Raw genomic sequence first — 21,968 nt, forward strand, 5'->3', positions numbered from 1 at the left:
GAGGAGATACCCCTGCACGTTATTATCTATCACGGTCTATGGTGATGTATGGTGCCGAAGACCAGTCCGTTCGAACGGCTCCGGGAGAAGTTCGAGGAGACGGAACTGGCGTGTCGACAGTGTGGCTACCACGACACCGACGGAGGGTGGCGCGTGACCACGTCCGGAAGTCGCGTGCAGTATCAGTTCGTCTGCTCGAGTTGTTCCGCCGTCGACACCAGGGAGATGCGGCTCTAGACCGAGAAATCGCTCACTCGTTTCGCGGATTACTCGGATGGTAGTCCGTGTCGTAGTTTCCGGGCTGATCGTCGACGCGGTCGGGGTTTAGCCGTCCGGAAAGTAACACGAAGTCGACGAGCGTGAGCGCGAGCATCGCCTCGACGACGGGGACGCCCCGCGGCGGGAGGACGGGATCGTGACGACCGATGACCTGTGCGTCCTCGATCAACTCGCCCGTCTCCCAGTCGGCCGTCTGTTGTTCTTTCGGGATCGACGTGGGCGCGTGGAGGGTGAGTTCGCCGTAGATCGGTTCGCCGCTCGAGATGCCGCCCTGGATGCCGCCGTGATCGTTCTCGACGGGCGTCGGATCGCCGTCCTCGCTGAACTCCCAGTCATCGTTGCGCTCCTTTCCGGTCCACTCGCGAGCCTCGCGGCCGAGTCCGAACTCGAACGCGGTCGCGGCCGGAACGGCCATCATCGCCTGGCCGAGTCGGGCCGATAACGAGTCGAACCGTGGCGCACCGAGGCCGGCGGGAACGCCGCGGGCCTCGAAGTAAACGCTGCCACCGATGGAGTCGCCCTCGTTCTGGTAGGTTTCGATCCGCTCTTGCATCGCCGCTGCGGTTTCGGGATGTGCACAGCGAACGTCGTTCTCTTCGGCGTGTTCGAGCATCTCCTCGAAACTCACCTCGGGCGACTCGACGTCTCCGATCTGGTTGACGTGAGCCTTGAGTTCGATCCCCTCGAGTGAGAGGAGCTTCTTTGCGATCGCGCCGGCGGCGACCCAGTTGACCGTCTCGCGCGCCGACGAACGGCCGCCGCCGCCCCAGTTTCGCGTGCCGAACTTGGCGGAGTACGTGAAATCGCCGTGGCTGGGCCTGGGAGCCGTGATAAACGGCTCGTACTTGCCCGAGCGGGCGTCCTTGTTCTGGATGACCATCCCGATCGGCGTTCCCGTCGTATAGCCGTCCTGGATTCCCGAGTTGATCGTGACGTCGTCCGGCTCCCCGCGACTGGTCGAGATCATCGATTGGCCCGGCTTTCGTCGGTCGAGATCCGTCTGGATATCCTCTTCGGAGAGTTCGAGGCCCGCCGGACAGCCCGAAACGGTACAACCCATCGCCTTCCCGTGACTCTCACCGAACGTGGTCACCTGGAACAGACGACCGAAGCGATTCCCGTTCATTATCACATCATCTGGGGTGGGGACACTTAGCCCTGCAGGTTCGGGACCGATCGAAACCTGACTGCTGCGAGCGCCCAGTCCAGTCCGAGCTGGTCGAGGCCGCAGTAGCGAAAGAGAAACGAGTAGAGCTGGACGACGCCTGCGACGATCGACAGCGCGCCGGTCGCAAAAACCATAACCACGGTGTCCGTGTGATACCGGTATGAGTTCCGACGAGAGAACGGTCGTCGAAGACGTAATGTCAACACCGCTCGAGACGGTGTCGGCGGATGCAACGGTGATGGAAGCAACGCAGCGGATGCGCGAAACGGAGATCAACGCGCTCGTCGTCCGAACGTCTCCGCGGGCGATAATCAGCAGTACGGACGTACTCGACGCCGTCGCCGAAGGGCAGGACGTCACCGAACTGGTCGTCTCGGACGTGATGACGACCGATGTCGAGACCGCGGCTCCGGACCTCTACATGGAGGAGGTCGCCGCGATGATGACGACGTACGGCATCAAACACCTGCCCGTCGTCGACGACGACTACGTCGGGATGATCTCGTCGACCGACGTCACCGCTCACCTGTCCTGATCGACCGAGCTCCCTCGACCGGGTGGTTGAGCCACCCACCTACTCGAGCGATTTTGCCCGATTTTGGAAGTCGCCGCCACAGTCGTCACACGTTCCGGGATGGGTCTCCGCCGTGACGATCGTTCCGCATTGAAGACACTCGAACTCGGAGTCGATGTCAGCCGTATCGCCTTCGACATCCTGTTCGTGGGGCATACATCGTCCATCGGTCGCCGCCGACAAGAAATGCAGGATACGAAAGATACCGTGACAGTATTCTGTGTCATATCCTCTCGCTGTCGACGCGAGTGAAGACCCACTCGAGGGTCACTGCGAGAGGATCACGACGGTACGGACGTGAAATCACATATTTACTACTAATTGGGTAAATGTTTTGTTCATCGGCATCCGTTCTCGAGTATGAACGCGATCGCTGTCGAGCCCGGAACGGGTTCGCCCGTTCTCGTAGAGCGCCCTCGTCCCGAACCGGAATCCGGCGAAGCGCTCGTCCGAACGCTTCGCGTGGGAGTCGACGGAACGGATCACGAGGTCATCGCGGGTCATCACGGCGAGGTTCCCGACGGAGAGGACCGACTCGTCCTGGGTCACGAGGCGGTCGGCGTCGTCGAGGATCCGAACGACACGTCCCTCGAGGAAGGACAGTACGTGGTTCCGACGGTTCGACGCCCGCCGGCCGGACTCGACAACGAGTACTTCGAGCACGACGAGCCCGATATGGCACCGGCCGGCGAGTACGTCGAACGCGGTATCGCCGGCGCGCACGGGTTCATGGCGGAGTACGTCACGAGCCCCGAGGAGTATCTCGTCCCCGTTCCCGCGGAACTGGCACCGCTCGGGTTTCTCGTCGAACCGATCAGCATCACGGAGAAAGCGATCGAACACGCCGTCGCCAGTCGCTCGGCGTTCGAGTGGGAGCCGGAATCCGCGCTCGTCCTCGGAAACGGGTCGCTCGGATTGCTCACGCTCGCGATGTTCGAGACGGTTCTTGGCATCGATCGCACCTACTGCCTCGGCCGCCGGGATCGGCCCGACCCGACGATCGATATTATCGACGACCTCGGCTCGACGTACGTCGACTCCCGTGAAACGCCGGTTTCCGAGATTCAATCGACTCACGAGGCAGTCGATATCGTCTACGAGGCGACCGGCTACCCGAAACACGCCTTCGAAACGGTCGATGCACTCGCTCCGAACGGCGTGGGCGTCCTGCTCGGCGTCCCCGAACCCTGGACGTTCGAGATCGACGGTGGCCGCCTGCACCGGGAGATGGTGCTACACAACAAGGCGCTGATCGGCACCGTCAACTCCCATCGCGGGCACTTCGAAGCCGCCGTCGATACGCTCGCACAGCTCCCCGACCGGGTTACCGACGACCTCGTAACCGGCATCTACGACCTCGAGAACTACGAGTCCGCATTCGAGACGAACGACGGCGTCATCAAGACCGCCGTCGAGTTCGATCAACTCTGACAGTCGTCCTCGAGAACCGGTCGCTGGCGGCTCCGTTGACCGTTCGGGGACCTGACCGGTGCACGGATGGTAACTATTACTATTGCACGAGTAAGTACCGTAGACATGGGCGTCGATTACTCTACACTCCACGATCCGAACGCCGAGTACACGATGCGCGAACTCTCGGCGGAGTCGATGAACGTCACTCGAGAGCGCGGCGGCGGACGCGACGTCGAGATCACGGACATCCAGACGACGATGGTCGACGGGAACTTCCCGTGGACGCTCGTGCGAATCTACACCGACGCCGGAATCGTCGGCACCGGAGAGGCCTACTGGGGCGCCGGCGCGCCCGAGCTTGTCGAGCGCATGAAGCCGTTTCTCCGGGGGGAGAACCCGCTCGATATCGACCGGCTGACCGAACACCTCGTCCAGAAGATGTCCGGCGAGGGCTCGATCGGCGGCGTTACCGTCACCGCGATCGCCGGCATCGAGGTCGCACTGCACGACCTCGCCGGAAAGATCCTCGAGACGCCGGCCTACCAGTTGCTCGGCGGAAAGTACCGCGACGAGGTTCGCGTCTACTGCGACTGTCACACCGAGGAGGAAGCCGATCCCGTCGCCTGTGCCGACGAGGCGGAACGCGTCGTCGAGGAACTGGGTTACGACGCCCTCAAGTTCGACCTCGACGTCCCGTCAGGCCACGAGAAGGATCGCGCGAACCGCCACCTGCGCGACGTCGAGATCGACCACAAAGTCAGCATCGTCGAGGCGGTCACCGAACGCCTGGGTCACCGCGCCGACGTCGCATTCGACTGTCACTGGACGTTCTCCGCGGGGAGTGCAAAGCGACTGGCGAAGCGTCTCGAGGAGTACAACGTCTGGTGGCTCGAAGACCCCGTCCCGCCGGAGAACCACGACGTTCAGCGGGAGGTCACCCAGTCGACGACGACGCCGATTACGGCCGGCGAGAACGTCTACCGGAAACACGGCCAGCGCCGACTCATCGAAGAGCAGGCCGTCGATATCGTCGCTCCCGATATGCCGAAAGTCGGAGGGATGCGCGAGACCCGGAAGATCGCGGATCTGGCGGATCTCTACTACATGCCGGTCGCGATGCACAACGTCTCCTCGCCGGTCGCGACGATGGCGAGCGCCCACGTCGGTGCGGCCATCCCGAACTCGCTCGCCGTGGAGTACCACTCCTACGAACTCGGCTGGTGGGGGGATCTCGTCGAAGAGGACGTCATCGAGGACGGCTACATCGAAATCCCGGAAAGGCCCGGACTCGGCGTCACCCTCGACATGGACGCCGTCGCAGAGCACATGGTCGAGGGCGAGGAACTGTTCGACGAAGAGTAGCTGGTCGAGAGCGACGAACCGTTCGACGATGAGGAACCGTTCGACGTGCAATGATACGGTCTACTGTAAGTCGTTACCGGGGCGACCGCGAGCCGTCCTGCGGTCGCCCCGGTAAAAAGTCACAGCAAACCGTATGACGCCTCGAGAGGCCACTCGAGGGACGAAGCGATCGATTCTGGTTCTCGAGTCGCGACGACCGGTGTCCCGGCCGTCGGTCGAACGATCGCCGGTCCGAGAGATCGGCTGTTTTTCGTGAGTGAGTAAATTTCTTGCATCGGCGTCACGAACGGGGTCGTGATGACCCGATTCCCATCGACGACGCGTGACTCGAGTCGGCGCTCGGTCCGGCGCGAGAACCTAGCCAGGACGACCGGGGGCGACTCCCGATGAGCCAGAAGCGAGCGGTCGAAGACAGGATCGTCGAGAGCGGCGTCCTCGCCGTCCTCCGCGGGGTCGACGAGGATTCGATCGTCCCCGTCGCCCGGGCGATCCACGAGGCCGGCGTCGGCGCACTCGAGGTGACGGCGGATGGAACCCGCGCGGCCGAGAAGATCGCCGCCGTCGACCGCGAACTCGAGGGGACGGAGACGGTCGTCGGTGCGGGGACGGTCCTCGACGCCTCGAGCGCGGAGTCGGTGATCGACGCCGGCGCGTCGTTCGTCGTTTCGCCCCACGTCGACGTCGACGTCGTACGCACCTGCAATCGCCACGGCGTCTTCGTCGCTCCCGGGGTTCTGACGCCGACTGAGGCCGTGACCGCGATGGAAGCCGGCGCGGACGTCCTCAAGATGTTTCCCGCGAAGACCGTCGGACCGGGGCACATCGGCGCACTTCAGGGACCGCTCGGGGGCGTCGACATCATCCCGACCGGCGGCGTCTCGCGCGAGAACGTCGCGGAGTACTTCGACGCCGGCGCGCTGGCGGTCGGCGCGGGTGGCGCGCTCGTCGACTACGACGCCGTTTCCGAGGGCGACATGGATCAGGTTCGCGAGAGCGCGGCGGCGTTCGTCGAGACCGTCGAAGACGCTCGGTCCGACTAGTTTCGATCCGTTCGACGGAGGTTCGTCTCGCTATCATACGGATTACTGTAACGATTTACCGGCGCACCCGCAACCCGGGCGGCGGGTGCGCCGGCAATGATTACAGTAAACCGTATCAAACAACTGCGACACGAGGATTCCGTTTTTCGGTATACGATCGTCAAAACTCAAATCATATCCGTAGCCCGGATACGAGTGATTCCCGACGAGTCGTCCGGAGTTATCGTAGCCGCAGATGAGGGGGAACTCGTGTGGGTGTCGCGCCTAAGCTATTATCTTCCGTTTATATTTGGGAAGCTCCTCTTCAACCCAGCGTAAGCCGGACTGATCTTTGACTGTGTCTATAGACGAATTGTGATCTGGTTCATCTTCGTCAGCACCTGATTCCGTCATCCGCAATTCATTCCTCCGGTTTTTCGCAATGAATTTTGCGACCATTCGAAGCCTCATCTCATTAACTCGCTCGAAAAGAGCACCGGTCATTTCTTCCATATATAGTTCCGCAAACTCGCGAGCAGAGACGTCCTCTTCGGAAGCAATCCGCTTGGCCTCATTTGTTACTTCTTCAATCGTTGTTTTCGATGCCGAATCAAGCGCTACCCGTGCAATGAGATAGTATTCTGGTTCACGCAGATAAACAAAGATATCACGAGTGTCCGAGGAAAGGACCTCTTCAAGTTTCGCTGCAAAATGGGGTAACAGTTGCTTTTTAACACCCTGGAAGACCTCTTCATCAGAAACCAGCTCTGAGTATCTAAGCGGTGGTGCCTCTCGACGAAGCCATTCCTGTTCTTCCCGCTCGGTCAAATCGATACTCATCGGTTGTTAGTTTCAACTACACTACTAGGCCCTTAAAACCTTCTGCCGGCTTCTCATACGGATTACTGTAACGATTTACCGGCATACCCGCCGCCTGGTTCACGGATGCGCCGGCGTTGATTTACAGTAAACCGTATCAGTGGAGATGGATCGATCGGTCAAGCACTTGTTCAACCTGTGCTTTAATGTTCAAAGCCTTATTCGGATCTTTCTGGAAATAGTTGAAGAACCAACTTTCGACGGCGTCTATAGCTGCGTCTGGAATAACCTCGTTCTCATCAGCGACTTTTTTAATAATACCCGCAGCATAATCATGTTCTTCGATCGTATTTTGGTTTGCGGGATCAAATAATAAGGAGATGGGCTTCCTACCGTCTTTGACAGTGATCTTTGAAGTGGTAATGTCAGGAACTGTATCTCCAATCAGACGTATTTCGCCTTCGTTCTTTGAGATTTCGTCTGCGGCTGGTATCTCAGTATGATCAGTTTCTGAATACGGTAGGAAAAAATCCGCAGCAATCGCTGCCTGTTTAGGTTCCAAGTCGACGCGCACAACGACCAGTCCATGATAATCCGCTGTTCCCCGATCAAGCGTGAAATTTGATAGCTTGGTGAGATCAAGGTTTGTACTGTTCCTCTCCGGATTCAACGCGTCCAAAACCGCTTCGATCATCCCATCATAGGTATTCACACCCCGATACACTTCAGACACACCATTGTGTGAATTAATGTAGTGCGAGGAAAGTCGGTACATTACTTCCAAAACCGTGTCTTCATTGCCTCGGGACGGTCGTCCCGCTAACTCACCACCGTTTCCACGGAGCGGACGGTCGATATCGAGGAAGGAATCGTATATTCTCTCCAGGGTTTGGCCTTCATCACAAAAGCTCCCGTTTTTCCATTCGTATGACAGACGCCGGATTTCGTTTACGTCTTCTACTGATGTCTTCTTTTTCAACAGTGAATAGATCCCTTTGCGGGTGTCTTGATCAAGCACTGTCATCGAGCCCGAATTATATTCGAGAGGAACTGAGACAGTGGAGTCTGTGTTGATATTCTTGATAATATCTCGGGTGATAGATATCGGATTAGATCTCATAGAGAGGACGACTGAACGAACAATAAAAAAGATTGGTTTGGGGCTGTGAAAGCGTCCGAATCCGAGTCAATACAGCGTTCGTTCACTGCAGAGTCGACGACATTCACGTCCATCAGAAATCGGATTTCATTCGGAAGATGAACTAACTGCCGGCACTATCCGGATACCGTGTCGGAACGATCCGTTCAGCCGCGAGAAGCGTTCAGTTCTCCGTCGTGTTCGCATCGATGTTACTCCCGTCGACGCTCGAGCGACGCGCCGAGCCCCTCGAGCGCGTCGAAGAAACCGGGGTAGGAGACGTCGACGTGTTCGGCACCCGTAATCGTCGTCTCGCCGTCGGCGACGAGTCCCGCCAGCGCGAGCGTCATGACGATCCGGTGGTCGCCGCGTCCCTCGACGGTCGCACCCTCGAGTCGGGAGTCGCTACCGTGGATCGTCAGCGAGTCGGGTTCTTCGGTCGTCTCGACGCCCATCTTCCCGAGCTCTTCGGCCATCGCGCTCACGCGGTCGGTCTCCTTGTAGCGAACGTGTTCGGCGTTCGTGATCCGGGTGTCGCCGTCGGCGACTGCACCGAGCGTCGCGATCGTCGGCAGGAGGTCCGGCGTGTTTTCGACCGACACCTCGATCCCCTCGAGCGATCCCGTCGTGACGTCGATGGTTCCCGCGTCGCGGTCCCAGTCGACGCTCGCGCCCATTCGGTCGACGATCTCGACGATGGCGGTGTCGCCCTGTGCGCTCGGTTGGGCGCCCTCGATTCGAACGCCGTTCTCACCGGCGATCGCGCCCGCCGCGAGCGGGTAGGATATCGACGAGAAGTCCCCGGGAACGGCGTACTCGCCGCTCTCGGCCCCGTAGCGCTGTCCCCCCTCGACCGCGAAGCCGTCGTCGGTCCGCCGTGCGTCGACGCCGAACGCCTCGAGCAACTCGAGCGTGATATCGACGTACGGCGCGGATTTGAGTTCCGTCTCGAGCGTGAGCTCGAGGCCGTCGTCGGTCACCGCGCCGGCCATCAACAGCGCCGTGACGTACTGCGAGGAGACGTCGCCCGGAATCGAGACCGCATCGCCGGAGATCGGGCCGGTGACGACCAGCGGAGCCTGCCCGTTCGATCGGGTGCTCGCTGCCTGTGCGCCGAGATCGGTGATCGCCTCGAGCAACGGACCCTGGGGCCGCGAGCGAAGCGATTCGTCGCCGGTGAGCACCGACGTTCCGTCGGCCAGCGCAGCAGTCGCGGTGACGAGACGCATCGTCGTTCCGCTGTTATCGCAGTCGATGACGTCCGCGGGGACGCCGGGCGTTCCGTCGAAGCCCTCGATCTCGAGGGTTCCGCCGTCGCGTCGGTCGACGTCACCGCCGAACAGCTCCACCGCCCGGGCGGTCGCGCGGGTGTCCGCGCTCCAGAGCGCGTCCCGAACCGACGTCCGATCGGCGTAGCCGGCCGCGAGGATCGCTCGGTGGGTGTAACTCTTCGACGGCGGTGCCCGGATCGTCCCCTCGACGCTCGAGGGCGAAATCGTGACGTGCATGCTCGGTCTGTGGGGTGGATTCCCTATACCGGTACCGATCCGGCGAATGGTGTCGGATCGGCGCGGGATAAATCGCCGGTCTCGTCGATTGCGGTACCGGCGACCCGCTTCCGTCACTCGAGGGCGGTTCGCCGGTTCGTCTTCCTCGCCGGGATCGAATTCGAACGACGAACGTGCTCGCCCCGTTGGGGGCCGTCGACCGATGCCGCCTGCTTCATACGGTTTAGCGTGTCATAGAATACGTCTCCCTTCCTGACGATTATACAACTCACAATTAGCGTTTAGCCGGAATATCGTTAGCTAGCTGTTTTCTCACGATTAAGACGACGAATCGTGTACAGAAAGAATCATTGTATGACACGGTCAGTTGAAGCTACACTCAGTTGGGAAGTTTGATCGAGTGGTTCACTCTCACTGACGAAGGCTTTCAAGAAAAGTGACCTAAGGCAGACTCGTATCACGGTCTTCTCCTTCTCCTGTTCTTAGTAACACTCAGGTAATGAAACTAGCAATATAGTTGTATACACTAATAAAAGAAAATAAAATAATACTCTATCTAGTAGGAGAATTTATATTATTGGTCGGCCAACAATAGTTGGCATGTCGAAAGACAACCCACTGCCCCGTCGTATAGTCCTCGCTGCGGCAGGAGCTTCGGCAACTGCTGGATTGACCTCGGTTGCCGCTGCTCGCGACGAGGATCAACAACGAACCCCGGACGAGATCGGGAGTGCAACCCGACACCTGACTGTCGAGATCGAACGATACGACGACAGGTCACCTGCCGTGGTCGTACCGGATCAGTTCGAGACGCTCGCTGACGATGCACAGTCGACGATCAACATCGCTATCGAAAACGGTCGAACCATCCGGTACGAACGACCGTGGGTTCGTGGTACTGGCTTCGTCGTCGACGACGAATATTACCAGTACGACGTTTCATTTTCCGGTCGTGAAACAAGAGAGACACCGGTACTCGTCGCCGAGTCCGTAGACGGAAAGGAGCTCGAAACGGACTCCGTCACCCCGGTCGACGAGTTCACCTCCGCTGCTTGGGAGGCAATTCACGGTGCGATCGGCCGCGAGCGGTATCTGCACCTGCTCGAAACGGACCCCGACACTTCAGTCGATGACGCAAAGCCCCGCCAGCGCGGGTACGTGTTCGGTTCGTCCGAGAACGTTCCGACCCAGTTGGCCGACGTGGATTTCCCCCACTACGTCCAAGACGAAACCGGAGATTATCACCGTCTTTTTCTCCGGCCGATGCAGGCGAGCGTAGAGGTCTACGATGTCCGTACCGAATCTGTCGCGAAGACGGCCGCGGAATTCGACGAGTGGTTCGCAACGGAGCAACTCGCGGTGGACGATCAATTATCGCTACTCTCAGCCCAGGAAGAAGAAGTTCTTATGGCCGCAAGTGAGGGGGGTATCACCGAGAAAGGTGAGCCGAACGAAGCAGTCGCACAGTTCCTCAAGCGCATCAACGTGGATCCGACTTCGACACTCGATGATCGTCGCTGGGCGAGAATCGGGTCGGAACTTCTGTTTATCGACGTCACAAGGGGGGTGGGTTGCTAATGTCCAGTCCGGCGTTGGATATAACGATGTTCCGGGACGAGGACGTCGACGATGACACCTTCAGCGTGGCGGTGGACGCCATTGGAAACCTCGCGGACCAACTTGGGACTGACTCTTCAGCCACCTCCCACGGCACACGAGATGGCCCCGATCATAATGATTACAGTGACTATCTGGATGAACTTGAGTACCGAAACATCCCAGGAGTACACGCTGACTTCGTCCCCGATGGTAATCAGGGACTTCTCCTCTACAAACGCGACCTGTCAAGCGAGGTCCCAGCGGGTGCTAGTCGGAGTTTTTTCCGATCCGATGATAGCTGCTACGCAGTTGCCAATGCGTACCTTATGGAGAGTTCTATCGGGAGCGAAAGTGCTTTCAGAAATATAGTCAAACACGAACTCCTCCACTCGTTGATGAACGGCGACGACAACTGCCCAGGAACGCACGTTTCGAGAAGTGACGACCACTCCTGTGGTCACGTTGAGGAATCCTGGTTTCAGGCCACCATTACGCCGATGGCGACGGGGTATGCACTTTCGCTCCCCGGGGTTGACACCAATCACCCCCCGTCCGAATTCTGTGGGTACGAAGGTGATCCTTCGGGGTCTCCCAACTGGACGCCTGACCTCTCTGGATGCACCGAATCAGAAGCTACTCGTTGGTTGAGTGACGAATATTGAACTGATGCCAAGCACACGTCGGTCGGTCCTCGGAAACGCGGCGGCCGTCGGAGCAATCTTGGCAGCCGGCTGTCTGGATATCGAAGGTGAAGAACCAAAGTACATCAGTATCAGCAATTGGCACGAAGACCCAATCACGATCGACGTAACGATCACCAACGTCGATACCGTGGAAGTCGTCTACGACGAGGCGCTGGAATTCGATGGCTTCGCTGGACCCGAGGAAGACGGGTCGCCACCGAGTAAAAAACCCGATCTCGGCATCGGAGCGGAGTTCGAGGCAACCGTGACCGCTGCCACCGACCGAGACAGCGTCGAACTCACCGACGACATCAGCCCAGGTGCTGGTGCCTGGATCCACGTTGGGCACACGCCCGACGCCAAACTCAGCATCTCGAGGGATGTCGTCTAATCCCCCGTCTATTCGGTGATCATCTCTGAACGTAGGGGAAAACGGACTTTCAGCTATCTATCAGGGATTTGTATCGGAAGAAGAGGGTGTGCTCACGGGTTCGACATCGCGTACTGGTTTTGTACTTGGAGGTGACAGTCGGGGTCGATGTCGGTCGTCGCTACGATGTTTCGGGCCAGTGGAAGGGATCTGATTGCCGGTCGATCGCCCACCCTTGTGCGATCGGTCGGAAACGACTCATAGCGGATTGTGTCATAAGGATTATCGTAGCCAACCGAAGATTTCGGCCACCGTCCGTCGTGGCTGTGTCTCGATCCTTCACATGAAAATTATGAACTGCTACGATAATCCCCATCGAAGGCGACACCGTCCGGTACCCCCCGTCGTTTTGTGTTCGCCCTGCACACACACTGACATGGAGTTTACCGCCGATCTCTCGGCTCTGATCGACGTCCTCGATTCGGACGACGTCGACGGCTATCTGATCGACGACGATTCGACGGATTCCGACCAGCGATACGTCTCCGGGTTCACGGCGCCCGACGCCTACCAGACGCTCGTCACGCCCGACGGCGGGGTTCACCTGCTCGTCTCGGGACTCGAGTACGGCCGCGCTACCGCCGAGTCGAACGCCGATTCGGTGACCCGCCGGGCGAGCTACGACTATCAGGGGCTGGCCGTCGAACACGGCCCTCACGAGGGGAAGATCCGCATGCTCGAGACGTTTCTCGACGACCACGACGTGGCCTCCGTCTCCGTCCCGCGCTCGTTCCCGACCGGGACGGCGGACGGCCTGCGCGACCGGGACGTGTCCGTGACGGTCGAACCCGAGAGCATCGTCGAGGGCATTCGGGCGACCAAAACCGACTGGGAGATCGACCAGATCGAAGCGACCCAGCGAGCGAACGAGGCGGCGATGGCCACCGCCGAGGCCCTCATCGCGAGCGCCGACGTCGAGGACGGCGTTCTGGTTCACGACGGCGAGGTACTCACCAGCGAGCGCGTCACGGAGGAAATCGAGATCACGCTCCTCCGAAACGGCTGTCAGCTGGACGAAACCATCGTTGCCTGCGGAGCGGACGGTGCGGACCCCCACGACCGCGGGAGCGGCCCGCTCGAGGCGAACGAGCTGATCGTGATCGATATCTTCCCGCGCGATAAGGAGACGGGCTACTTCGGTGATATGACCCGGACGTTCGCCCGCGGTGATCCCGGCGAGGAGGCGAGGCGGCGATACGAGGTGACCGAACGGGCCTACGAGGCCGCCCTCGAGGCGGTCGAACCCGGCGTCACCGGCGCGGAAGTTCACGACGTCGCCTGCGACGTCATCGAGGAAGCCGGGTACGAGACGCTACGAAGCGATCCGAGCACGGACACGGGCTTCATCCACGGGACGGGCCACGGCGTCGGCCTCGACATTCACGAACAGCCGACCGTCTCGCCCGGTGGCGGCGAACTCGAGCCCGGACACGTTCTCACGATCGAGCCGGGGATCTACGATCCCGCCGTCGGCGGTGTCCGAATCGAGGACCTGGTGGTGGTCACCGAGGGCGGATCGGAGAACCTCACCGAGTATCCGGTGGCGCTCGAGCCGGCCGCTCGCTGATACGGGTTTCCGTTTCGATTTACCGGTACGCCAATAGTTCGCCGGCGGTTGCACCGGCGAATCGGTACAGCGGTCCGATGAGTCGAGACGAACGTCGCGGGCGAGCCGAACTCAGCCCCACCGCTCGGTCCGTTTCGGTCGGTCCGTCACCGACGCGACCTCGAGGTCGTCACCGACGGTCGCGAGCGCCTCGAGGTAGGCTTTCGCGCTCGATTCCGTCGAGAGGTAGGGGACCTCCTCTTCGACGGCCGTCTCGAGGGTCTCGCGGTCGCGGCTGACGACGAAATCGACCGCCCCCTCGCGGATCGCCTGGGGGGTGTCCTCGGATTCGTCGAGTTCGACGACGTCGAAGTGGTCCTCGAAGCCGTCGACGTCGAGATCGACGACCGCGGCTCCCTCGCTGGCCGCGTTGTAGGCGGCCTGCTGGGCCTTCCAGTAGGCCATGCCGAACTCGCTCGCGGTTCCCATCACCTCGCCCGTGGATTTCATCTCCGGGCCGAGGCGGGGATCCGATCCCGGCAGGCGGTCGAACGGCAGGACGACCTCCTTGATCGACGTGTGTTCGGGGATCCGTTCGTCGACGTCGAGGCTCGCTAGCGTCTCGCCGGCCATCACCTGCGCGGCGAGTTTCGCGATCGGAACGCCCGTCGCCTTCGAGATGAACGGCACCGTTCGCGAGGACCGCGGGTTGGCCTCGAGGACGTACACTTCGCTCGCGGTTTCACCGCTCGCGTTATCCGAGGCGCCTTGCGCCTCGCTTTCACCGTCTCTGACTGCAAGCTGGACGTTCAGCAGGCCTTTCGTCTTCAGCGCCGCCGCGATGTCCTCGGTGACCTCCCGGACGCGTTCCAGGGTGTCCTCGTCGAGCGAGCGCGGCGGTATCATGCAGGCGGAGTCGCCGGAGTGGACGCCCGCGGTCTCGACGTGTTCCATGATGCCGCCGATCAGCACCGAGCGGCCGTCGGAGACGGCGTCGACGTCGAGTTCGATCGCGTCCTCCAAGAAGTCGTCCACGAGGATCGGCTTGTCCGGGGAGACGCGGACGGCCTCCTCGATGTAGGTCTCGAGTTCGTCGTCGTCGTAGACGACGTCCATCGCGCGGCCGCCGAGAACGTAGGAGGGACGCACGAGGACGGGGTAGCCGATCTCGTGGGCGAGTTCGAGCGCCTCTTCTTTCGAGTACGCCGTTCCGCCGTCGGGCTGGGCGATCTCGAGTTCGTCCATCAGCGCGTTGAACCGGTCGCGGTCTTCCGCCAAGTCCATCGCCTCGACGGAGGTCCCCATGACCTCACACTCGAGGCCGCGGCGGTCGATCTCCTCGGCGAGCGGTTCGGCGATGTTGACGGAGGTCTGGCCGCCGAACTGGACCATCACGCCGTCGGCGTCTGCCGCCTCCGCGACGTCAGCGACCTCCTCGGCCGTGATCGGCTCGAAAAAGAGGCCGTCGGAGGTGTCGTAGTCCGTCGAGACAGTCTCGGGGTTGTTGTTGACGACGTGGGCGTCGATACCCAGCTCGCGAAGCGCCTGGACCGCGTGGACCGAACAGTAGTCGAACTCGACTCCCTGTCCGATTCGGATCGGGCCGCCGCCGACGACGATAACGCTCTCGACGTCGCGGGACACCTCGAGTTCGCCGGCCGCGGCCTCACCGATCAGCGGCCCGGACTCGAACTCGGTTTTGCGCGCGGAGTAGTAGTACGGCGTTTCGGCCTCGAACTCGCCGGCGCAGGTGTCGACTTGCTTGTAGGTCCGACCGGGAACCTCGGTTTCGACGGTTCCGACGTCGGACGCGGTCGTCGCCGCGATGGAGGTGTTGGTGTGGCCGGTGATCGCCGCCGTCGTGAAGTCGCCCTCGGCGGCGGCGCGCATCGAGCCGGCGATGCGCCCGTAGCGTTCGACGTACCACTCGAAGATACCCGTCAGCTCGACGACTTCGTCGACGGTGTAGCCGCGTTCGAACGCCTCGAACATCGCGTACGGCCTGTCCGGGGAGGGACGCTCGAGGTAGCGTTCCTCGAGTTCGTCGTCGTCCACCTCCTCCCAGTCGACGTCGGGATCGTACTCGGACGATCGGAGGGCTTTGAGCAGCGACTCCTCGAAGGTTCGACCGATCGCCATCGCCTCGCCGGTCGATTTCATCGCGGTGGTGAGCTCGAAGTCGACGTCGTCGAACTTGTCCTTGGGCCAGCGCGGCACCTTGGTGACGACGTAATCGATCGCGGGCTCGAACGCCGCGGTCGTCTCGCCGGTGATCTCGTTTTCGATCTCGTGGAGTCGCTTGCCGAGGGCGACTTTCGCGGTGACGCGGGCGATCGGATACCCCGTCGCCTTCGAGGCGAGCGCCGACGAGCGCGAGACGCGGGGATTCACCTCGACGACGCGGTACTCGCCGCCGGGGGTGCCGTCGTCGTGCCAGGCGAACTGGATGTTACACCCGCCCTGGATACCGAGTTCGCGGATGACGTCGAGCGCCGCGGTGCGCATCTCCTGGTGGCCCTCGTCGGGCACGAGTTGTGAGGGCGTAACGACCGTCGACTCCCCGGTGTGGATCCCCATCGGATCGATGTTCTCCATGTTGCAGATGATGATACAGGAGTCGTCGGCGTCGCGCATCACCTCGTATTCGTACTCGACCCAGCCGGCGATCGACTCGGTGATGAGGACCTCGCTGTTCCGCGAGAGGCGAAGACCCTTGCGCACGCGAGAGAGCAGTTCGTCCATCTCGCCGACGACGCCCGAACCGGAGCCGCCAAGCGTGTACGTGGTCCGGGCGATGACCGGCAGTCCCCCGACCTCCTCGACTGCGGCTTCGACGCGCTCGCGGACGTCCTCGTCGCTGAGTTCGGTGACCGACTCACCCTCCTCGAGCGAGATGGTCGTCGATCTGGGAACGGGCTGGCCGATCTTCTCCATTCGCTTGCGAAAGAGGTCGCGGTCTTCGGTCGCGTAGATCGTCTCGAGCGGCGTTCCCATGATTTCGACGTCGTACTCCTCGAGGACGCCCTCCTCGGCCAGTTCGGCGGTGACGTTGAGGCCGGTCTGGCCGCCGAGTCCGGCGATGACGCCGTCGGGAGCTTCCTTCCGAATGATCTCGGCGATGGCCTCGGTCGTGATCGGCTCGATATAGACCTCGTCCGCCATCTCCGGATCGGTCATGATCGTCGCGGGGTTGGAGTTGACGAGGACGACTCGAGCGCCTTCTTCCTGCAGTGCGCGGCAGGCCTGTGCGCCGGAATAGTCGAACTCGGCGGCCTGCCCGATCTGTATCGGTCCGCTCCCGATGAGCAAGATCGTGCGTCCGTCCCCGCCCGTCGCTCCGTCCTGGTCCGTACTCATTGGTCTTGTCCGTTCGAAGTTCGCACATCGTAATAAGCCCCACGAAACGATACGATTCTCGAAATCACTTTTCGAATTTCGAATTCGTCGCCCACCCAGCCTCGAGCCCGGACTCTCGGCGTCTGAGCTGCCGTCGGTCGACGCTCAGTCGCCTTCGACGCCCGTCACGTCGTAGCCGAGATCCGTGATTCCCTCGAGGATCGCCTCGTGATCGGCGCGCCCGTCGTAGTACATCACCACGTCGAAGCTCCCCTCCCGGAGGAGTTGCTGGCACTCCCAGACGAACGCCTCGTCCCCGAGCGTCAAACCCTGGTGCTGGTTCGAGGAGAACTCCGGGTCGTCGTTGCCCGAGTGGACGAAACAATCCTGCGGGTCGTACCCCGAGTGTTCAGCGATGATGTCGCCGGCGTCGATCGTCGCCTGCATCATCCGAACGTCCTCGCTCCCGTCGTAGGGCGTCTGGATGATCACGCCGTTGAGGTCGATCTCGCCAGGCTCGAGAAGCGCCTTCGTCCGCCGGTAGAGGTCGTCGTCGACGGGACTCGAGTTCGCGTCTGTCATCGCTCGACTCGAGGCTCCCCGGACTGATAGCCGTCACGATTCCGCCCGTGGGATGGCTCGAGCCGCCCTGGGAGTGATCCGATTGCGCCTGGACGCACTCGAGTCCGTCCGGCGAGTGAGACGAACCCGCCCGCCGGAGAGTCATCGCGGTAGACGTCGATCGGTTTCAATATTTGTCGATTGAAGGCCACTGGTGTACGTCTTCCCTATTACTTTGGTTTCCGAAGTAATGGATCAGCGGGGGTGATTGGTCCCTCCTCGATCGCCCGGTCGCGGGGACGTTGGCAGACCATCCGTTCCGTGAACGCGATCCGCGCCCGACCCGGTCCACGAGACGAGTTAGTGTTTTGACTCTTCTCACTGTCGGAGAGTGACACACAAGAAACATAGTCATCCATACCGTCGAATCGAACGATGAAGCGGTGGCTCCGCCAGCGCGTCGACGCGGCCTACGAGCGCCTGCTTTCGCGGGAGATCGCGGGAGCACCGACGCACGTCGCGGTGATTCAGGACGGCAACCGGCGGTACGCCCGCGGACGCGGCGGCGACGCACACGACGGCCACCGAGCGGGTGCGGAGACGACCGAACGCGTTCTCGAGTGGTGTCAGGACGTCGGCGTCGAGGAACTGACGCTGTATACCTTCTCGACGGAGAACTTCGATCGGCCGCCCGAGGAGAACGAACGGCTGTTCGACCTCCTGGTCGAGAAGCTTCGAGAGTTCGCGGACGCAGACCGCGTCCACGAAAACGGCGTCTGCATTCGCGCCATCGGGGAGACGGGACTGCTCCCCGAGCGCGTCCGGGAGGCGGTTGCCTACGCGGAAGAGCGGACCCGCGACTACGACCAGTTCGTCCTCAACATCGCACTGGCCTACGGCGGTCGCTCCCGGCTGCTCGAGGCCGCCCGAGGCGTCGCGACCGAGGTCGACGGGGGCGCGATCGAGCCCGACCAGATCGACGTCGAAGCGATCGAGAACCGACTCTACGACCAGCCGGTCCGGGACGTCGACCTCATTATTCGAACCGGCGGCGACGAGCGCACCTCGAACTTCCTGCCGTGGCACGCGAACGGAAACGAGGCGGCCGTCTTCTTCTGTACGCCCTACTGGCCCGAGTTCTCGAAGGCCGACTTCCTGCGGGGCATCCGAACCTACGAGCACCGAAAGGAGTCCTGGCGTCGAACCCGCGCCCGGCGGGCACTCGCGTTGCTCGCCGCGATGAGCGAACCCGACCTGCCGGAGGCCCGGTCCGTCGTCGATCGCTTTCGCGACTCGCTCCCGACCGCCGAGCGCTCGGATCTCGAGGAGATCGAAGGCAAAGAAAGCGCGGAGGAGACGGGCCAGCCCGGGGGACAGGGTGTCGAGAGTATCGACTCGAGCGGACGGGCGGCCGACTGAGAACGGCCGGCGAAGTTAGAACGGCCGGCAGATTAGAACGGCCGGCCGACTGGAGTCGAGCGCCGACTCCCATCTGCAATCAGAGCAGAAGTAACACCACCGCGTAGGTCCCCGAACCCAGCGCGAATGGCCAGAACCGGCTCTCTCGCGTCCGGGGAAGTTCGTCCTTGATCGAGTTGAAGAGGATGCCGCCGGTCAGCAAGCCAAGCAGCGTCGTCACCGTCACGTCGTCGATCGTATAGCCCACGCCGACCGCGGCACCGAGGACGACCGCGCCCGCGAGGATCCACTTCCCGAACCGGCTATAGAGCTCGCGGTGGTGGTGTTGCATCGCCTCGTCGTTACCGAACAGGTGCAACGCCATCGCGACCCCGAACAGCGCGACGTTGTCCGTCCCCGTTTCACCCTGGACGAGCGCGTAGCCGATGAAGGCGTTGTAGACGGCGAAGCCCCCGACGTGGATCCAGAAGACTGGCTCCTCTCCGACCGACCCCAGTTCGCGCTCGACGCCGTAAGAGCGAGACATCCTCGCCAGTCGCTCGAGCCCGTAAAACAGCGCGAGTCCGACGAACGCGACGGCGTACACGTGGTGGGAAGCGAGCGACCAGACGAGGACGGGCACACCCTCGAGCGCCTCCTGGCGCTCGTCGAGTTCGGGGAGCAAATGGAGGAACGCGTAGACGATCGAGACGCCGCCGGTCAGCGAAAGGAGGTCGTGACGCGACAGTCCGACGGACACCGAAAGCTCGTCCGGCAGCAGGTGGGCAACCGTGACCAGCGCGACGAGAACCGCCACGAGTACCGTCTCTCCGTCGATCGACGCCGCGAACGCGAGGGACATCTCCGTTGGACGACACCGCGCAGACGGCTGTCGCTTTCGGTGCAACTGCCGGGTCGACGTCGCGATCACGAACTCCCGGCTCGCTCGAGCGATCGGTTCGGACTCGAGACGGACGAACTCGCTGGCGACCGGAACCGCCTACCGTCCGAAGCGTCGGGACCGGTTGCAGTACTCCCTGACCGCCCGCAGGAAGTCCCGCTTGCGGAAATCGCGCCAGTTGACGTCGGTGAAGTACAGCTCCGAATAGACCGACTGCCAGATCATGAAATCGGAGAGTCGCTCCGCGCCGGTCTTGATGACGAGATCCGGCTCGGCGGGAAACACCAGGTGATCCTCGACGTCCCCGTCGTCTATCTCGTCGGGCTCGATCTCGCCTGCGTCGACGCGTTCGGCAAGCGTCCGGACGGCACTCGTAAACTCGTGTTTGCCGCCGAGTCCGATCCCGATCTGGATCGGCGCATCGGCCCGCGTTCGGTCGTCCGGCCCGCGGACGGCCACCACCTCCGGCGCGTCGATTCCCTCGAGATCGCGACGAAGGGTCGGTACCGCCTCGGCGTCGAGGACGCTAACGTAGACGGTGACCCGGCCGGCGTACTCGAGCGCCCACGAGAAAAACGCGACGAGCGTCTCGTAGGCACCGTCCTCGAGGAGGTCCCGTTCGGTGATGATGAGCGCGACGTGGTTCGGGGGATCGGCCTCGTGATTGCGGATACGGCGGGCGAGATAACGCTCGTACAGTCCCACGGGTTCGCATTCCCGACCCGATACTATACCAGTTACGAGACTGTTCACACAGCGGACCGGTTCGATCCGGCGTTACTTCCGGGTAGGGGAGCTCTGGGGGCCTATACATGCATGACGGTTGTTCGGGAACCTTCAAGTAACCGCCACAGAAAGAGACCGATATCGTGACCACCCCGATCCGGCGAGCCGCGGTCTTTGCGGCCATCTGTACGCTCTCGCTCGCCGTTCCGCTGTCCGGTCCGGGAACGGGTGCGGTCCTGGCGGCGGTCGTTTTGCTGGGCGCGTTCGTCGTGACCGAGGGCCCGCTGTTCGATCTACTCGCCTATCCCGGCGACTACGAGGATGGACGCCTCTACGGGCTCATCACGTTCGTGCTCGCCGTCGTTGCGCTCGGTCTCATCGCGGTCATGTCCTCGATGTCGATCGCGGTCTTCGTCGGAACCGCCTTCCTCATCGGATACGGCAATGTCGCAGAGCAGATCGCACGCTCGAGAACCGACGACGAGGTCGTCGTCGCGACGGTCTTCGCACTGGTTGCGACGGTCGGAGCGGTCGTCGGCCAGGCGGCTACGCACGCGATCGACGGCGTCCCGATCGAGCCGATGGTTCCGACGATCGTCTTTCTCGCCGCGACCGGCGCGCTCTTGGCAGCCCTGCTCCGGGACGTCCTGTTGCTCTACGATGATCCGATCGTCATGGTTTCGGTCGGGCTCTTGCTCTGGCTGCTGGCCGAACTCGAGCCGGCGATCGGTCCGCTCGAGATCGTCGCGGCGCTGGTCGTCACCGTTGCGCTCGGCTACGTCTCGTACGTCCTCGATACGGCGTCGATCGCCGGCATGGTCACCGGAATTCTCCTCGGGCTGGTGACGATCGTTCTCGGGGGCTACGGCTGGTTCGCCGTCCTCATCGCCTTCTTCGCCATCGGCGGACTCTCGACGAAGTTCAGATACGACCGCAAGGAAGACCTCGGCGTCGCAGAGGACAACAACGGCGCACGCGGAACCGGGAACGTCCTCGGAAACGCCGCCGTCGCGCTCGTCGCAGTCCTCGGGTACGCCGCAAGCTCTGCGGGTCTCTTCCCCGGAAACCCCGATCCGATCCTGTTTCTCTTCGCGTTCACTGGCTCCGTCGCGACCGCCATGAGCGACACCCTCTCGAGCGAGATCGGGAGCGTCTTCGAGACCCCGCGACTCATTACCACCTTAGAGCGCGTCGAGCCCGGAACCGACGGCGGCGTCACCTGGCAGGGCGAACTCGCGGGACTCGTCGGGGCGGCGATCGTCGCCGGAATCTCGTACGCGCTGTTTCCCGAGGTCGACGCGACCGGAGCCGCGATCATCGTCGCCGCCGGCTTCGTCGGGATGACCGTCGACAGCCTGCTCGGAGCGACGCTCGAGGGGACCGTCCTCGGTAATCAGGGCGTCAACTTCCTCGCGACGCTGTCGGGCGCACTCGCGGGCGCGTTGCTCGTTCTCTCGTTCGCCGTCCTCGGCTGAGTAGCGATCTCGATCGCCGTCGAATAACGGTCT

At 62.0% G+C, this 21,968-nt stretch carries 21 protein-coding genes; 11 read left to right on the forward strand and 10 right to left on the reverse strand.

The window, feature by feature from the left end; translation table 11 throughout:
- Positions 1–48: 48 nt before the first annotated feature.
- Positions 49–237 carry an HVO_0649 family zinc finger protein gene (locus tag EA462_RS10795; protein WP_124178586.1) on the forward strand — a complete coding sequence of 63 codons (189 nt, stop codon included), beginning with the start codon at positions 49–51 and terminating at the stop codon, positions 235–237.
- A 13-nt stretch (positions 238–250) separates the two neighbouring features.
- Here the strand turns inward: EA462_RS10795 and aroC are convergent, their stop codons facing one another.
- Together aroC and EA462_RS17295 are read right to left on the reverse strand one after the other, a co-directional pair.
- Entirely contained in the window at positions 251–1,405 is a 1,155-nt protein-coding gene (gene aroC / locus EA462_RS10800; protein ID WP_124178587.1) for a chorismate synthase, read from the reverse strand.
- A 26-nt stretch (positions 1,406–1,431) separates the two neighbouring features.
- Entirely contained in the window at positions 1,432–1,581 is a 150-nt protein-coding gene (locus EA462_RS17295) for a hypothetical protein (protein ID WP_165872047.1), read from the reverse strand.
- A gap of 26 nt (positions 1,582–1,607) precedes the next feature.
- Here EA462_RS17295 and EA462_RS10805 point away from each other — a divergent pair, with 26 nt between their 5' ends.
- Entirely contained in the window at positions 1,608–1,982 is a 375-nt protein-coding gene (locus EA462_RS10805; RefSeq protein ID WP_165872048.1) for a CBS domain-containing protein, read from the forward strand.
- Positions 1,983–2,021: 39 nt separating this feature from the next.
- Here the strand turns inward: EA462_RS10805 and EA462_RS10810 are convergent, their stop codons facing one another.
- Entirely contained in the window at positions 2,022–2,177 is a 156-nt protein-coding gene (locus EA462_RS10810) for a rubrerythrin-like domain-containing protein (RefSeq protein WP_124178588.1), read from the reverse strand.
- A gap of 204 nt (positions 2,178–2,381) precedes the next feature.
- On the opposite strand from EA462_RS10810, the gene EA462_RS10815 reads away from it, so the two are divergent.
- From EA462_RS10815 to EA462_RS10825, 3 genes are all read left to right on the forward strand, one after another.
- Entirely contained in the window at positions 2,382–3,452 is a 1,071-nt protein-coding gene (locus EA462_RS10815) for a glucose 1-dehydrogenase (RefSeq protein WP_124178589.1), read from the forward strand.
- Positions 3,453–3,557: 105 nt separating this feature from the next.
- Positions 3,558–4,796 carry a mandelate racemase/muconate lactonizing enzyme family protein gene (locus EA462_RS10820; RefSeq protein WP_124178590.1) on the forward strand — a complete coding sequence of 413 codons (1,239 nt, stop codon included), beginning with the start codon at positions 3,558–3,560 and terminating at the stop codon, positions 4,794–4,796.
- A gap of 386 nt (positions 4,797–5,182) precedes the next feature.
- A complete protein-coding gene (locus EA462_RS10825) occupies positions 5,183–5,836 on the forward strand; it encodes a bifunctional 4-hydroxy-2-oxoglutarate aldolase/2-dehydro-3-deoxy-phosphogluconate aldolase (RefSeq protein ID WP_124178591.1) in 654 nt (217 codons plus the stop codon).
- Positions 5,837–6,100: 264 nt separating this feature from the next.
- On the opposite strand, the gene EA462_RS10830 is transcribed toward EA462_RS10825, so the two are convergent.
- The 3 genes from EA462_RS10830 to aroA all read right to left on the reverse strand — a co-directional run bounded on the left by EA462_RS10830 (position 6,101) and on the right by aroA (position 9,280).
- The gene (locus EA462_RS10830) at positions 6,101–6,655 is read right to left on the reverse strand and encodes a hypothetical protein (RefSeq protein WP_124178592.1); all 555 of its coding nucleotides are present in this window, start codon (positions 6,653–6,655) and stop codon (positions 6,101–6,103) included.
- Between the two features lie 136 nt (positions 6,656–6,791).
- Positions 6,792–7,754: a hypothetical protein gene (locus EA462_RS10835; RefSeq protein WP_124178593.1), complete on the reverse strand. Its 963-nt coding sequence runs from the start codon at positions 7,752–7,754 to the stop codon at positions 6,792–6,794.
- Between the two features lie 230 nt (positions 7,755–7,984).
- Positions 7,985–9,280, reverse strand: a complete 1,296-nt coding sequence (gene aroA / locus EA462_RS10840; RefSeq protein ID WP_124178594.1) for a 3-phosphoshikimate 1-carboxyvinyltransferase — start codon at positions 9,278–9,280, stop codon at positions 7,985–7,987.
- Positions 9,281–9,880: 600 nt separating this feature from the next.
- Here aroA and EA462_RS10845 point away from each other — a divergent pair.
- The 4 genes from EA462_RS10845 to EA462_RS10860 all read left to right on the forward strand — a co-directional run bounded on the left by EA462_RS10845 (position 9,881) and on the right by EA462_RS10860 (position 13,559).
- Positions 9,881–10,858 carry a hypothetical protein gene (locus tag EA462_RS10845; protein WP_124178595.1) on the forward strand — a complete coding sequence of 326 codons (978 nt, stop codon included), beginning with the start codon at positions 9,881–9,883 and terminating at the stop codon, positions 10,856–10,858.
- Positions 10,858–11,541, forward strand: a complete 684-nt coding sequence (locus tag EA462_RS10850; protein ID WP_124178596.1) for a hypothetical protein — start codon at positions 10,858–10,860, stop codon at positions 11,539–11,541. Before EA462_RS10845 ends, EA462_RS10850 begins: the two co-directional genes overlap by 1 nt.
- Positions 11,542–11,545: 4 nt before the next feature.
- Positions 11,546–11,953 (forward strand): hypothetical protein, encoded by a 408-nt coding sequence (locus EA462_RS10855; RefSeq protein WP_124178597.1) that lies wholly within the window; start codon positions 11,546–11,548, stop codon positions 11,951–11,953.
- Positions 11,954–12,368: 415 nt separating this feature from the next.
- Positions 12,369–13,559: a M24 family metallopeptidase gene (locus EA462_RS10860; protein ID WP_124178598.1), complete on the forward strand. Its 1,191-nt coding sequence runs from the start codon at positions 12,369–12,371 to the stop codon at positions 13,557–13,559.
- Positions 13,560–13,670: 111 nt separating this feature from the next.
- Here the strand turns inward: EA462_RS10860 and carB are convergent, their stop codons facing one another.
- Positions 13,671–16,895 (reverse strand): carbamoyl-phosphate synthase large subunit, encoded by a 3,225-nt coding sequence (gene carB, locus EA462_RS10865; RefSeq protein WP_124178599.1) that lies wholly within the window; start codon positions 16,893–16,895, stop codon positions 13,671–13,673.
- Positions 16,896–17,039: 144 nt separating this feature from the next.
- Positions 17,040–17,456, reverse strand: a complete 417-nt coding sequence (locus EA462_RS10870) for a DUF5778 family protein (protein ID WP_124178600.1) — start codon at positions 17,454–17,456, stop codon at positions 17,040–17,042.
- A gap of 414 nt (positions 17,457–17,870) precedes the next feature.
- On the opposite strand from EA462_RS10870, the gene uppS reads away from it, so the two are divergent.
- Positions 17,871–18,854 carry a polyprenyl diphosphate synthase gene (gene uppS, locus EA462_RS10875; protein ID WP_124178601.1) on the forward strand — a complete coding sequence of 328 codons (984 nt, stop codon included), beginning with the start codon at positions 17,871–17,873 and terminating at the stop codon, positions 18,852–18,854.
- 79 nt (positions 18,855–18,933) lie between these two features.
- Here the strand turns inward: uppS and EA462_RS10880 are convergent, their stop codons facing one another.
- Both EA462_RS10880 and EA462_RS10885 read right to left on the reverse strand, forming a co-directional pair.
- Positions 18,934–19,695, reverse strand: a complete 762-nt coding sequence (locus EA462_RS10880; RefSeq protein WP_124178602.1) for a hypothetical protein — start codon at positions 19,693–19,695, stop codon at positions 18,934–18,936.
- A gap of 138 nt (positions 19,696–19,833) precedes the next feature.
- On the reverse strand, positions 19,834–20,439 hold the full coding sequence (locus tag EA462_RS10885) for an undecaprenyl diphosphate synthase family protein (RefSeq protein ID WP_124178603.1): 606 nt from the start codon (positions 20,437–20,439) through the stop codon (positions 19,834–19,836).
- Positions 20,440–20,603: 164 nt separating this feature from the next.
- On the opposite strand from EA462_RS10885, the gene EA462_RS10890 reads away from it, so the two are divergent.
- Positions 20,604–21,935, forward strand: coding sequence for a DUF92 domain-containing protein (locus EA462_RS10890; RefSeq protein WP_124178604.1), 1,332 nt, complete (start codon positions 20,604–20,606; stop codon positions 21,933–21,935).
- The last annotated feature ends 33 nt before the right edge of the window (positions 21,936–21,968 follow it).

The sequence above is a fragment of the Natrarchaeobius halalkaliphilus genome, assembly GCF_003841485.1.
In the GTDB taxonomy this organism is placed as follows: domain Archaea; phylum Halobacteriota; class Halobacteria; order Halobacteriales; family Natrialbaceae; genus Natrarchaeobius; species Natrarchaeobius halalkaliphilus.

Bases quoted from the DNA above. Each gene is read 5' to 3' on its own strand.
- EA462_RS10795 (WP_124178586.1), top strand. From the start codon at position 49: ATGGTGCCGAAGACCAGTCCGTTCGAACGGCTCCGGGAGAAGTTCGAG.
- aroC (WP_124178587.1), bottom strand. From the start codon at position 1,405: ATGAACGGGAATCGCTTCGGTCGTCTGTTCCAGGTGACCACGTTCGGT.
- EA462_RS17295 (WP_165872047.1), bottom strand. From the start codon at position 1,581: ATGGTTTTTGCGACCGGCGCGCTGTCGATCGTCGCAGGCGTCGTCCAG.
- EA462_RS10805 (WP_165872048.1), top strand. From the start codon at position 1,608: ATGAGTTCCGACGAGAGAACGGTCGTCGAAGACGTAATGTCAACACCG.
- EA462_RS10810 (WP_124178588.1), bottom strand. From the start codon at position 2,177: ATGCCCCACGAACAGGATGTCGAAGGCGATACGGCTGACATCGACTCC.
- EA462_RS10815 (WP_124178589.1), top strand. From the start codon at position 2,382: ATGAACGCGATCGCTGTCGAGCCCGGAACGGGTTCGCCCGTTCTCGTA.
- EA462_RS10820 (WP_124178590.1), top strand. From the start codon at position 3,558: ATGGGCGTCGATTACTCTACACTCCACGATCCGAACGCCGAGTACACG.
- EA462_RS10825 (WP_124178591.1), top strand. From the start codon at position 5,183: ATGAGCCAGAAGCGAGCGGTCGAAGACAGGATCGTCGAGAGCGGCGTC.
- EA462_RS10830 (WP_124178592.1), bottom strand. From the start codon at position 6,655: ATGAGTATCGATTTGACCGAGCGGGAAGAACAGGAATGGCTTCGTCGA.
- EA462_RS10835 (WP_124178593.1), bottom strand. From the start codon at position 7,754: ATGAGATCTAATCCGATATCTATCACCCGAGATATTATCAAGAATATC.
- aroA (WP_124178594.1), bottom strand. From the start codon at position 9,280: ATGCACGTCACGATTTCGCCCTCGAGCGTCGAGGGGACGATCCGGGCA.
- EA462_RS10845 (WP_124178595.1), top strand. From the start codon at position 9,881: ATGTCGAAAGACAACCCACTGCCCCGTCGTATAGTCCTCGCTGCGGCA.
- EA462_RS10850 (WP_124178596.1), top strand. From the start codon at position 10,858: ATGTCCAGTCCGGCGTTGGATATAACGATGTTCCGGGACGAGGACGTC.
- EA462_RS10855 (WP_124178597.1), top strand. From the start codon at position 11,546: ATGCCAAGCACACGTCGGTCGGTCCTCGGAAACGCGGCGGCCGTCGGA.
- EA462_RS10860 (WP_124178598.1), top strand. From the start codon at position 12,369: ATGGAGTTTACCGCCGATCTCTCGGCTCTGATCGACGTCCTCGATTCG.
- carB (WP_124178599.1), bottom strand. From the start codon at position 16,895: ATGAGTACGGACCAGGACGGAGCGACGGGCGGGGACGGACGCACGATC.
- EA462_RS10870 (WP_124178600.1), bottom strand. From the start codon at position 17,456: ATGACAGACGCGAACTCGAGTCCCGTCGACGACGACCTCTACCGGCGG.
- uppS (WP_124178601.1), top strand. From the start codon at position 17,871: ATGAAGCGGTGGCTCCGCCAGCGCGTCGACGCGGCCTACGAGCGCCTG.
- EA462_RS10880 (WP_124178602.1), bottom strand. From the start codon at position 19,695: ATGTCCCTCGCGTTCGCGGCGTCGATCGACGGAGAGACGGTACTCGTG.